10 protein-coding genes are annotated in these 11,481 nt (G+C 68.1%); 7 read left to right on the top strand and 3 right to left on the bottom strand.

Translation table 11 applies throughout. The features are described 5' to 3' along the window. The first annotated feature begins 115 nt into the window (after positions 1-115). From EV648_RS39110 to EV648_RS39090, 5 genes are all read left to right on the top strand, one after another. Entirely contained in the window at positions 116-988 is an 873-nt protein-coding gene (locus tag EV648_RS39110) for a diacylglycerol kinase family protein (RefSeq protein ID WP_132300952.1), read from the top strand. A 143-nt stretch (positions 989-1,131) separates the two neighbouring features. Then, on the top strand, positions 1,132-2,019 hold the full coding sequence (locus EV648_RS39105) for a chitosanase (protein ID WP_305000068.1): 888 nt from the start codon (positions 1,132-1,134) through the stop codon (positions 2,017-2,019). 426 nt (positions 2,020-2,445) lie between these two features. Then, positions 2,446-2,865, top strand: a complete 420-nt coding sequence (locus EV648_RS39100) for an SgcJ/EcaC family oxidoreductase (RefSeq protein ID WP_132300950.1) — start codon at positions 2,446-2,448, stop codon at positions 2,863-2,865. 398 nt (positions 2,866-3,263) lie between these two features. Further along, the gene (locus EV648_RS39095) at positions 3,264-6,116 is read left to right on the top strand and encodes an RNA helicase (protein WP_132300949.1); all 2,853 of its coding nucleotides are present in this window, start codon (positions 3,264-3,266) and stop codon (positions 6,114-6,116) included. A 121-nt stretch (positions 6,117-6,237) separates the two neighbouring features. Beyond that, the gene (locus EV648_RS39090; protein WP_132300946.1) at positions 6,238-7,506 is read left to right on the top strand and encodes a serine hydrolase; all 1,269 of its coding nucleotides are present in this window, start codon (positions 6,238-6,240) and stop codon (positions 7,504-7,506) included. A gap of 4 nt (positions 7,507-7,510) precedes the next feature. On the opposite strand, the gene EV648_RS39085 is transcribed toward EV648_RS39090, so the two are convergent. Then, entirely contained in the window at positions 7,511-7,975 is a 465-nt protein-coding gene (locus EV648_RS39085) for a MarR family winged helix-turn-helix transcriptional regulator (RefSeq protein ID WP_132300944.1), read from the bottom strand. Positions 7,976-8,036: 61 nt separating this feature from the next. Between EV648_RS39085 and EV648_RS39080 the strand changes: the two genes are divergently transcribed. Further along, positions 8,037-8,408, top strand: a complete 372-nt coding sequence (locus tag EV648_RS39080) for a cupin domain-containing protein (RefSeq protein WP_158294190.1) — start codon at positions 8,037-8,039, stop codon at positions 8,406-8,408. A 21-nt stretch (positions 8,409-8,429) separates the two neighbouring features. Here EV648_RS39080 and EV648_RS39075 read toward each other — a convergent pair whose 3' ends face one another. Continuing rightward, positions 8,430-9,734 (bottom strand): glycoside hydrolase domain-containing protein, encoded by a 1,305-nt coding sequence (locus tag EV648_RS39075; RefSeq protein WP_199235069.1) that lies wholly within the window; start codon positions 9,732-9,734, stop codon positions 8,430-8,432. A 155-nt stretch (positions 9,735-9,889) separates the two neighbouring features. On the opposite strand from EV648_RS39075, the gene EV648_RS39070 reads away from it, so the two are divergent. Further along, positions 9,890-10,366 carry a GyrI-like domain-containing protein gene (locus EV648_RS39070; protein ID WP_132300940.1) on the top strand — a complete coding sequence of 159 codons (477 nt, stop codon included), beginning with the start codon at positions 9,890-9,892 and terminating at the stop codon, positions 10,364-10,366. A gap of 6 nt (positions 10,367-10,372) precedes the next feature. Here the strand turns inward: EV648_RS39070 and EV648_RS39065 are convergent, their stop codons facing one another. Beyond that, a complete protein-coding gene (locus EV648_RS39065; RefSeq protein ID WP_132300938.1) occupies positions 10,373-11,434 on the bottom strand; it encodes an FAD-dependent oxidoreductase in 1,062 nt (353 codons plus the stop codon). Positions 11,435-11,481: the final 47 nt, after the last annotated feature.

Genomic DNA, 11,481 nt, shown 5'->3' with positions numbered 1-11,481 from the left:
ACGATGTGCCTGCTGGCGATCCCGATGTGTCTGCTGTTCTTCGCCGCCGAGGTGATCGCCAAGATCAACGACAAGCGCAAGGCCCGCAAGGCCGACGAACTCTTGGCCGGCTGAGATGAGCCGCCGGATCGCGCTGGTGGTGAACCCCACCTCCGGCCGGGGCCTTGGTGCCCGCGTCGCCCCGCAGGTCCGCGCCCGGTTGGAGTCGGCCGGGCTGACCGTCGACGAGTACGCGACCACCTGCGCCGAGGATGTCGGCCGGATCGCGGCGGAGGTGATCGCCTCCGGCGCGGACGCGGTGGCCCTGGTCGGTGGTGACGGCACGATCCACCTCGGCGCCCAGGTGCTGGCGAAGTCCGGGATGCCGTTCGGGGTGATCCCGGCCGGTACGGGGAACGACTTCGCCCGCGGCATCGGCGTACCGCTGAAGGATCCGCTTGGAGCGGCCGACCTGATCGTGAAGGGCGACACCCGCGCCGTCGACCTCGCGATGGCGAACGACCGGTACATCACTACCGTCGTGGCGGGTGGCTTCGACTCGCTGGTGAACAAGCGGGCCAACGAGATGGGCTGGCCGAAGGGCAACTCGCGCTACACCGTCGCCACGCTGGCGGAACTGCGCACCTTCAACCCCCTGTCGTACGTCGTGACCGTCGACGGCGAGGCGATCGAGACCGATGCGATGCTCGTGGCGGTCGGCACCGGCCCGACGTACGGGGGTGGCCTGCAGATCTGCGCGGGCGCCGAGATCGACGACGGGCTGCTCGACATCACCATCATCAAGCCGGTCTCGCGGCTCACTCTGTTGCAGCTGTTCCCGAAGCTCTCGAAGGGCACGCACGTCGGGCACCCGGCAGTGCACGCGCTCCGCGGCAGCACGGTCCGCCTGGAGTCCGCCGGCGTCACCGCCTACGCGGACGGCGAGATCCTCGGCCCGCTCCCGGTCGACATCGGCATAGCTCCCGGTGCCCTCACCGTCTTCGCCTGAGCGGGCGAACCGCCCCCGCCCGAGCTGGGGTCGCTGGGGATCGGCTACGCAGTGAATTCTCTTCATCTCTAGTCGTCACGGGAATTGTCTGATAGGAAAGCTTCCTAACAGATAGCTCCCGACGCCCCTCGGAGGAGAACATCGTGACCCACCGCCCCCGTCAGAAGGTCACCCGGCTGACCGGCATCCTGCTCGGACTCGGCCTCGCCGCCACCCCGGCGACCGCGTTCGCCCGGCCGTACCAGCCGGCCGCCGCAGCTCCCGGCGCCGCGCAGTACGCGCAAGCCGCCACGGTCACGCAGTACCAGGACAAGCTCGCCGCGACCGGGCTGGACGACCCGGCCAAGAAAGAGATCGCGATGAAGATCGTGTCCAGCGCGGAGAACTCGTCGCTGGACTGGAAGGCGCAGTACAAGTACATCGAGGACATCGACGACGGCCGCGGCTACACCGCCGGCATCATCGGCTTCTGCTCCGGGACCGGGGACATGCTCGACCTGGTCCAGCTCTACACGAACCGCAAGCCGGGCAACGTGCTCGCGAGGTACCTGCCGGCGCTGCGCGACGTGGACGGCAGCGACTCGCACGCCGGCCTCGACCCGAACTACACCAGGGACTGGAAGACCGCGGCCAACGACACCGCCTTCAAGACCGCGCAGAACGACGAGCGCGACCGGGTCTACTTCAACCCGGCCGTTGCCCAGGGCAAGGCCGACGGCATCGGCACCCTCGGCCAGTTCATGTACTACGACGCGATCGTCATGCACGGCCCCGGCACCGACTCCGTCAGCTTCGGCGGCATCCGCAAACGCGCCCTCCAGAAGGCCAAGCCGCCGTCCCAGGGCGGCAACGAGACCACCTACCTGAACGCCTTCCTCGACGCCCGAGTCTGGGCGATGAAGCAGGAAGAGGCCCACAGCGACACCAGCCGCGTCGACACTGCCCAACGAGTCTTCCTCCGCAACGGCAACCTCAACCTCAACACCCCCCTCGACTGGAAGGTCTACGGCGACCCCTTCCACATCGGCTAGTACTCCGCCCCGCGCGGCTCCTCCGTCCCCCGCTCCGACCCATCCAGGGTTGCGGCTCATCCGTCGCCGCCCGGCAAGAGCCGGTGGCTCGCCGCGTCGCCGGGCTCCGTTAGCTCAGGGCCGTCGGCGAACGGGAGTGCGCGTTCCGTGGTGGTGTGGACGCCGGGAGGTCGCAGCTCGTCTCGTGCTGGTTCGCCGTTCGGTCGATCCGGACTGTGGACAAGGGCAGTTGTCGGGACCTCGGACACCAACTGGGGGCATTGAACAAGCAATATCCTGTCCAAGCCCCCGGCAAGGTGTCCGAGGTCCCACTAAGTGTCCGAGGTCCAGCGAAGGTGCCTGGACACAGTGCCTGGACCCGGTGGTGCATCGCCTGGCGGAGAGTGAGGTTGACCTCAAGGGTGCTTGAGGTTGGAGGGTGGGGGCATGACTTCAACTGGTACTTCGACTGTGGCCCTCGCCGTTGAGGATGAAGAGGCGATCCGGCAACTCGTTGCGGAGGCCGATCGGGCGCAGAGTGATGCGGCGGTGTTGCCTGGGCTTCACCTGGAGCAGATGGCGATCGTGAACATCGCGGGGCGGCGGCTGCTGGGGCGGGAGGCGTTCGCGGAGGCTATGAGTACTGCGCTTGCCTCGTCGCTCAAGGATGTGCAGACGAGCGTCGAGATCGTGGACATCCGGGTCCTGGCAACTGATGTCGCGTTGGTCAGTTGCATCAAGACTGTCCACGACAACAGGCAAGGCTCGGAGGGCGCGTTGCCCTCGGAGGGAGCGTTGACCTACGTCGTGGTCAGGACGGCTGACGGCTGGCGGATCGGGTTGGCCCAGACCACACCGATCCAGTAGCAGCCCTCAGCTCACGCAGACGTCGACGAGGCGAGCGGCGTACGGAATGACAGGAAGTACTGCAATCTGTCTGCGCTTCGATCGCCTCGGTAGGCGTGGAGGTTGACGTTGCGAGCGACCTCTTCCTGTCCTTCGGTACAGCCAGGCCGGATCAGCAGCTCGGGGTTGTCTTCTAGAGCGGGCCGGCCGCCTGACCACCTCGCGGGCAGCTTGGTAACCACCCAGCAGCCCGTCCAGTGACCCAGGTCACTCCACTGCGACCACCTGGTGTTCGCCGAGCGGCGACCGAGGAGCGCGACCCAGGGGGTGGGTGGGAGTCGTGCGGCGGAGGGGGTGCGTGGGGCGGGGTACGGGCGGGTGGCGTGGGTCTGGGGGTGGCTTCGCATAGCCTGGGGCGTATGAGCACCCCGTCCGAGAAGTATGCCGTTTTCCGCTCGGACCAGGAGCATCCTGCGGTGAAGGAGTTCCGGGGGCTTTACGACTTCGAGCTGGACGAGTTCCAGTTGCGGGCTTGTGCGGCCCTGGAGGACGGTCACCAGGTTCTGGTGGCGGCTCCGACGGGGTCCGGGAAGACGCTGGTCGGGGAGTTCGCGGTGCACCTCGCGCTGCAGCGGGGGCAGAAGTGCTTCTACACCACCCCGATCAAGGCGCTCAGCAACCAGAAGTACTCCGACCTGGTCCGCCGCTACGGCAGCGACAACGTGGGGCTGCTGACCGGGGACAACTCGATCAACTCCGAGGCGCCCATCGTCGTGATGACGACCGAGGTACTGCGGAACATGCTGTACGCCGCGTCGAACACCCTGCTCGGGCTGTCGTACGTGGTGATGGACGAGGTGCACTACCTGGCCGACCGGGCCCGTGGCGCGGTCTGGGAAGAGGTGATCATCCACCTGCCGGACTCGGTGGCGGTGGTGTCGCTGTCGGCCACGGTGAGCAACGCCGAGGAGTTCGGCGACTGGCTGGAGACGGTCCGCGGGAACACCGTGGTCGTGTTGGAGGAGAAGCGGCCGGTGCCGCTGTTCCAGCACGTCATGGTCGGCAAGCGGCTGCACGACCTGTTCGCCGGCGAGGCCCCGACCGCCCGGACCGGCGCGCCCAGCCGCTCCGGCAACCCGGCGAAGTCCGGCAACCCGGCCAAGGCCGGAGCTGGAGCCGGAGGCGGCAGCTCCGACATCAAGGATCTGGTCAACCCGCAGCTGGTCCGGATCGCCCGCGACGACAGCCGGATCTTCCGGGACGACTCGCGCAAGCCACGCCGCCGCCGGGACCTGCCGAAGAGCCGCCCGGCCCGGTCGCACTTCACGCCGTACCGGTCGGACGTGGTGGAGGAGCTGGACGCGGGCGCGCTGCTGCCGGCGATCTACTTCATCTTCTCGCGCAAGGGCTGCGAGGACGCGATGCTGCAGTGCCTGCGCTCGGGCCTGCGGCTGACCAAGCCGAGCGAGCGGGACGAGATCAAGCGAGTGCTCGCGGAGCGCACCTCGGACCTGCCGGACGAGGACCTCGGAGTACTGGGGTACCACGACTTCGCCGAGGCGCTCAGTCGAGGCATCGCGGCGCACCACGCGGGCATGCTGGCCGCGTTCAAGGAGGTCGTCGAGGAGCTGTTCGCGCGCGGCCTGATCAAGGTCGTCTTCGCCACCGAGACCCTTGCCCTCGGCATCAACATGCCGGCCCGCACGGTGGTGCTGGAGAAGCTGAGCAAGTGGAACGGCGAGGCGCACGTCGACATCACGCCGGGGGAGTACACCCAGCTGACCGGCCGGGCGGGTCGCCGCGGCATCGACGTCGAGGGCCATGCCGTGGTGCTCTGGCAGCCCGGGTTCGACCCGCGGGCGGTGGCCGGCCTGGCCTCGACCCGTACGTATCCGCTCCGTTCGTCGTTCTCCCCGTCGTACAACATGGCCGTGAACCTGGTCCGCCAGGTCGGGCGGAGCCGGGCGCGCGACATGCTGGAACTGTCGTTCGCGCAGTTCCAGTCCGACCAGGCGGTCGTCGGGCTGGCGCGGCAGGTGCAGCGCAACAACGAGGCGCTCGAGGGGTACAAGGAGTCCATCGACTGCCACCTCGGCGACTTCCTCGAGTACGCCGCCCTGCGCCGCCGGATCAGCGAGCGCGAGTCGTCCGGGTCCAAGCGGCGCAAGCTGGATCGCCGGGTCGAGGCCCAGGAATCGCTGGAGAAGCTGCGGATCGGCGACATCATCCGGATCCCGGCGGGCCGTAGTGCCGGCTGGGCGCTGGTGCTCGACCCGGGGGTGCGGTCGGAGCGCGAGGGACCGCGGCCGACGGTGCTGACGCTGGACCGGCAGGTGCGCAAGCTGTCGATGATCGACTTCCCGACGCCGGTCGAGGCGATCGGCTCGCTCCGGGTGCCGAAGAAGTTCAACCCGCGCAACCCGCAGCAGCGCCGCGAGCTGGCCCATGTACTGCGGGGCCGCACCGACATGCTCGGGGAGGAAGGCCCGCCGTCGTCGCGGAGCCGCAACGGCGACGTGGTCACGCACGCGGACGACCCCGAGTTGCAGCAGATGCGGGCGGAACTGCGCGCACACCCCTGCCACGGATGCGCGGATCGCGAGGACCACGCCCGCTGGGCCGAGCGGTACTTCCGGCTGGACCGGGAGAACCGCGAGGTGCAGCGCAAGATCGAGCAGCGGACCAACACCATCGCCCGGCAGTTCGACCGGGTCTGCCAGGTGCTGGACGCGCTGCACTACCTGGACGGTGACAAGACCACCGAGGCAGGCGACCGGCTGTCGCGGATCTACACCGAGCTCGACCTGGTCGCGGCCGAGTGCCTGCGGCAGGGCGTGTTCGACGACCTGGAGGTGCCGGACCTGGCCGCCTGCTTGGCGGCATTGGTTTACGAGTCGCGCGCCAAGGACGAGCCGACGTCGCCGCGGCTGCCGCGGGGCGAGGTGCGGCACGCGATCGAGAAGATGGGCTCGATCTGGCGAGACCTGTCGGCACTGGAACGCGACATGCGCGTCGACTTCCTCCGCCCGATGGATCTCGGCTTCAGCTGGGCGGCCTATCGCTGGGCGTCGGGTGCGTCGCTGGCCGAGGTCCTGTACGAGTCGGACCTTGCTGCCGGTGACTTCGTCCGTTGGGTCAAGCAACTGATCGACCTCACCGAACAGGTCGCCGACGCCGCCGGTCCCACGCCGCTGCGCTCCAGGGCGCGGGCCGTCACCGACCAGATCCGCCGCGGCGTGATCGCGTACGCCTCGGTCGTCGACGAGCCCTGAGCCGAACCGTCGACCAGCCGCCAGTTGGATCCTCGACGAACCTCTGAGCTGAACCGGTCTAGCAGTAACGTTCCTCGCGCGACGAACACCTGCCCCCTGCAGATCGAAGGAGTTCACCTCCGTGGAACTGACGCGCCGTAATTTCGGCAAGCTCGCCGTGGCGACCGGAGCGACCGCTGCCGTCGGGACCGGAGTCGGCACCGTGATGGGCCGCTCGGCCAGTGCCGACGCGACCTGGCGCGCGACCGGGACCGCAGTACCGGCGTTGAGTGGTTTCGACAACCAGATGAAGGCGTTCATGCAGGCCCGGGGCATCTCGGCCGGGCAGGTCGCGGTCACCTACAAGGGCCGCCTGGTGCTTGCCCGCGGCTACAGTACGTCGACGGCGCTGACCGTCCAGCCCACCTCGCTGTTCCGGGTCGCGAGCCTGTCGAAGTCCTTCACCGCGGCCGCGATCGTGAAGCTCGTGCAGGACGGCAAGCTGAGCCTGTCGACGCCGGTCGGCAACATCCTCGGCATCACCCCGCCGACCGGTCAGACCCTGGACTCGCGCTGGTCGACGATCACGCTGTGGAAACTGCTGCAGCACCTCGGCGGCTGGGATCGCGATGTCTCCGGTGACCCGCTCGCCAAGGACGCCGTGATCTCCCGGACTCTCGGTGTACCGATGGAACTGCAGCACGCCGACGTGATCAAGTACATGGCCGGACAGAAGCTGGACTTCAACCCGGGCACCAAGGTCGCGTACTCGAACTTCGGCTATCTGTTGGCCGGCCGGGTGATCGAGAAGGTCAGCGGCCTGAGCTACGCCACCTACGTGCAGCAGAAACTGCTCACTCCCTTGAAGATCAAGCGGATGGCGCAGGGCTACACCATCGCGAAGCACGCCGGCGAGATGTCGTACGAGTCGCAGTACACGGCGCCGACCGTGCTGGACATGTCGGGAAAGACCGTCGCCGCGCCGTACGGCTCGTTCAGCATGCGGCTCCACGACGCGAACGGCGGCTGGATCGCCAGCGCTCCGGACCTGGTCCGCTGGGCGAAGATGTTCGACGCGCCGTCGAGCGTGCTGAACAGCACCTCGCTGAGCCGGTTCTGGTCGAAGCCCTCGACCGGCGTGAACCCCGACGGCTGGTACTACGGCCTCGGCTGGCAGGTGCGTCCCGTCACGGGTGGCACCGGCCGCAACACCTGGCACACCGGCAGCCTGCCGGGGACCTTCAGCATCGTGGTCCGGACCTACAACGGGATGAGCTGGGCCGCCGTGTTCAACCGCCGCGACGACGCCGGCGGCAAGTCGTGGGGCGACATCGACGCCGCGCTCTGGACCGCGGCCAATGGCGTGAAAACCTGGCCGACCAACGACTTCTTCCCGACCTACTTCGCCTGAGCGCTCAGAACATCAGGGCGCGGAAGTGCGGGTCGGTGGTCTGTGACTCACCGGCCATCGCGGTGAGGACGGCCCGTACTGCGTCGATCGCCTCGTCGCCGTGTTCCCGGCGAAGGCGGCGTTCGTAGGACTGGTGGAACTTCCGTGCCGCGGCGAGGGCTGCCTCGCCTCTCGAGGACAGATGGAGGAGGCGGGCGCGGCCGTCGGTCGGGTCGGGACGGCGTTCGACGTAGCCGCGGCGTTCCATGTCCTCGACGATCTGGCCTGCGCCCTGCTTGCTGATCTCCAGCCGCTCGGCGAGACCGCTGATCGTGGTCGGCGCCGCACCCAGCGTGCGGAGTACGAAGCCGTCGGAGCGACCCTGGTCGTCGAAGCCCTGCTCGGCCGTCGCGGCCCGGAGTTCGCGAACGAACTCCTGGTCCGCGAGCAGCAGCAGGATGCCGAAATCGGGCTTGCCATTCGTCGCCATGTCTCCCATGATAGACAAGTCAGATTGAACAAGTCAGCTTGTCTAAATGAGGGGAGTGCTCATGCAGGTCATCCATGCCGCGGACGCGCCGCGGTTCCAGTTGCACGGCGTCGAGTTCACCGGACTGGCCGCGCCGAGCCGCGGTTCACGGCAGCTGTGCACCTGGCGGCTGGCCGTCGATCCAGGAGTCCGGAACGACGAACCGCACACGATCGACCGGGACGAGGTGTTCATGGTGCTGGCGGGCTCGGTGCAGATCACGCCGGACGGCGAGAAGCTCGGCCCGGGAGACGCCCTGGTCGTGCAGGCGGGCGAGCCGATCCAGCTCTCCAACCTTGGTGGGACCACGGCGGAGCTGTACGTCGCCATCACCGCCGGCTTCACCGGCACGATGGCCGACGGCACCCAGATCCAGCCGCCCTGGGCCCAATAGAAGCCAGCAGGGCCCAGGAGATCAGCAGCGGCGGATCGGAGCGCTGTAGGTGGTGTTGCTCGGGTTGGCCACGTAGTAGTCGGTGACCCAGCTACCGTCCGTCAACCGGTCCCACACCACCGTAGTGCCGACCTTGCCCCCGGCTCGCTGGCAAGTGACCCACGCCAGTGAGCCGATCGGCAGCAGCCCTGGGTATCTCTCGTATGTCGAACTCGGCCCCTTCCGGCGGGCCAGGTTGTCGATAGTCGTCTGGTACGGGTAGCTGCAGCCGGGAATCGGCGGGCTGTAGCCGGTGTAGGACGGCGTCCTGACGTAGTAGTCCGAGACGTAGGTGCCGTTGGTCAGCTTGTCCCACACGATGGTGGCGCCGATCTTCGTCCCATAGGTCTGGCACACGACCCGTACGCCGGAGTTCGCTGCCAGGGTTGCCGTCGCCGGGTAGTTGGTCCCAGGGCCGGTGCGCGAGTACACGGCCACCCGAACCGTGTAGGCGTACGCGACCGAGGCGACCGGCGCGTCGAGGCGGTCGTTGTCGATGTTCAGGGTGACACCGCCGTACGTCTCCAGGTGGTCACCCCGGTACTGCTTGGCCCGCTGGCCGATCAGCCAGTACCGGTTGGAGATCAGCGGCCAGTTGGTCAGCGTGCTCACCGCGGAGTTCAGGTCCCAGCGGGCGATCCACAGCGCGTCGGGCCGGGCATAGGAGGTCGAGTTGTACACCTCGGCGAGATGCCTTGCGCCCGAATTCTGGTGCGCGTACACGCCCGACACATATCCCTGCCGGTGCAGCTCCTTCGTCCACGAGGACAGGTACCGCAGTACTGTCGCCCGGCAGGTCGTGTCGGTCGCGTTGTAGTGCTCCATGTCGCCGTAGATCGCGCTGCCGGGCAGGATGCCCAGTGCCCTGGCCTTGGCGATCGCGTCGGCGGCTTGGCTCGTCCCCTGCGCGGCGGCGGATGGCCCCGTCATCTTCACCGCGTTCGGCCGGAACGTGCACGGTGCCTGGTAGCCCATGTAGATCGGGATCAGCCGCCAGCCCAGCTTGGTCACGCTGCTGACCCAACTGGCCGTCAGTTGCGGTTGCGCGCACCCGCGGTTGACCCCGCCGATGTAGATCCCGACAGCCCGGTACGGCGAGGCCTTCCACGCCGTCATCTGCGCGACGGTCGGCGCCGTACAGGTGTCGAACGCCAGCCCGATGTACCGCGTCCCCGTGGCGCTGACGGGATAGGCGATCGAGGTCGCGGGCTCGGCCGCGGCGGGTAGGGCCGGACCCAGCAAGAGCCCGGCCGTCAGCAATACGAAAGCAACTCTGATCCGCACCATGGTGACCATCCCCCTGAACCCCACTTGCAGTACACCGCTGAAATCACAGCACGGCAATGGCCAGTTTTTCGGGCGGGTGAAGGCCTGGCTATCCCGCGGGGAGACCACCTTCGGGCAGGATGGCTTTGGCATCCCCACAGATCAGGAGAGATCGCATGGAGCCCACCATCGTCGAGCGCGAGGACCAGCCGTACGTCGCGCTGCGCGGCAAGGTCGCGATGAACGAGATCGGCAAGTTCGCGGACCGCACGCCCGAGCTGTTCAGCTGGCTCGCCGCGCGCACGATCGACCCGATCGGCGACGTGTTCTTCAAGTACGACGTCGTCGACATGGAGAACGGGCTCGTGATCGAGATCGGCGTCCCGGTCGAGGAGCGGCACCACGGCGAGGGAGAGATCGTCGCCGGTGTCCTGCCCGGCGGCCGCTACGCCAGCGTCACGCACTTCGGTCACCCCGACAAGCTGTACGACGCGACCCGCGACCTGCTCGCCTGGGCGGACGAGCAAGGCCTGGAATGGGACGTCGACGGCGACAAGTGGGGCAGCCGGCTGGAGGTCTACAAGTCCGACCCGGTCGAGCAGCCCGACATGGACACCTGGGAGACGGAACTCCTCTTCCGCCTCCGCGGCTGAGCTGGTCTAGGCGGCGACGGGTTGCAGCAGGTCCCGCAGTTCGCGGGCGGCGGTGAAGCCGGCGCGATTGCCGCCGATGGTGCTGGCCGACGGGCCGTACCCGATCAGGTGGACGCGCGGCTCCAGCACGGCGTGCGTGCCGTCCATCCGGATGCCACCCGAGGGCTCGCGCAGATGCAGCGGAGCGAGATGGCCGAGGTCGGCGCGGAACCCCGTCGCCCACAGGATCGTGTCGACGCGCTCCTTGCGACCATCGGCCCACTCGACACCGGTCGGCGTGATCCGCTCGAACATCGGGTGCCTGGTGTAGACGCCGCGACGCAGCGCCGCCTGCTCCTGCTCGCGCAACTGCAGCCCGGTCACAGCGACGACGCTCTTCGGCGGCAGCCCCGCGCGAACCCGCGCCTCGACCTTGGCGATGATCTGGCGCCCGATCTCCGAACCGAACTCCTCACCCGTGCGCCATTCGGGCGGCCGGCGTGTGACCCATGTAGTACTGGCGACTTCAGAGATCTCGGCCAGCAGTTGGACCGCCGACGCGCCACCACCCACGACGAGCACGTGCTGTCCGGCGAACTCTTCGGCGCCGTTGTAGTCGGAAGTGTGGAGTTGCCGGCCTTGGAAGGTCTCGATGCCCGGATACCAGGGGATGAACGGCCGGTTCCAGGTGCCGGTGGCGTTGACGATCGCCTCGGCACGGTAGCTGTCGTGATCCGTCGTCACCTCGAACAACCCGTCCGGGGTCTCGCGCACGCTCTGCACGATCACCGGCCGGACCACGGGCAGGTCGAACCGAGCCTCGTAGTCGGCGAAGTACTGCTGCACGAACACGTTCGCCCGCTCGTCACCCGCACTCTCCGGTACTGCGACGCCGGGCAGGTTCGCGATCCCGTGCACGTCGTGCATGGTGAGGGAGTCCCAGCGGTGCTGCCACGCTCCACCCGGGGCCGGGTTGCGATCCAGCACCACGACCTCGTCGTACCGGCTGAATCCCATCCTGACCAGGTGATACGCCGCGGACAGCCCCGCCTGGCCGGCTCCGATCACCACCACCTGGGTCGTCTTCACACTGATGACAACAGCCGGAGCGGTTGTCTCTCTTCCCGGCTAGCCTG

Origin of the sequence: Kribbella sp. VKM Ac-2568 (assembly GCF_004345365.1) — a bacterium.
In the GTDB taxonomy this organism is placed as follows: Bacteria; Actinomycetota; Actinomycetes; order Propionibacteriales; family Kribbellaceae; genus Kribbella; species Kribbella orskensis.
This window is presented reverse-complemented; position numbering and strand designations above follow the sequence as displayed.